The following is a 444-nucleotide window of genomic DNA, read 5'->3' on the forward strand; positions in this document are numbered from 1 at the left end:
TTGAGATAGTATTGAGCATGAAAGGATGGTGGAGCTAAGCGGGATCGAACCGCTGACCTCCTGCGTGCAAGGCAGGCGCTCTCCCAGCTGAGCTATAGCCCCATCGATTTCGTAAAACCTTTGATTTTTTATTTACCTCATTTCTTCTCAGGCAAGGCGCAGCCCCACGAAGCATACTGAAGTATGTGAGTGGTGCTGTAACACAGCATGGGAAGAAATTTGGTAGGCCTGAGTGGACTTGAACCACCGACCTCACCCTTATCAGGGGTGCGCTCTAACCACCTGAGCTACAAGCCTATAAGGTTTTACTGCTCGTTTTCTATCAGACAATCTGTGTGGACACTGCGCGGGTTGTATCTTTAAGGTAAGGAGGTGATCCAACCGCAGGTTCCCCTACGGTTACCTTGTTACGACTTCACCCCAGTCATGAATCACAAAGTGGTA

The 444-nt window shown here is 49.3% G+C and carries 2 tRNA genes and 1 rRNA gene; all 3 read right to left on the minus strand.

The window, feature by feature from the left end:
- Nucleotides 1-26: 26 nt before the first annotated feature.
- Nucleotides 27-102: transfer RNA gene (locus MUA00_RS00160), tRNA-Ala, on the minus strand.
- Between the two features lie 118 nt (nt 103-220).
- Nucleotides 221-297, minus strand: a tRNA-Ile gene (locus MUA00_RS00165).
- Nucleotides 298-365: 68 nt separating this feature from the next.
- Nucleotides 366-444: ribosomal RNA gene (locus tag MUA00_RS00170) — 16S ribosomal RNA — on the minus strand; the annotation flags it as partial.

The organism is Dryocola boscaweniae, assembly GCF_025215095.1.
Lineage (GTDB): Bacteria > Pseudomonadota > Gammaproteobacteria > Enterobacterales > Enterobacteriaceae > Dryocola > Dryocola boscaweniae.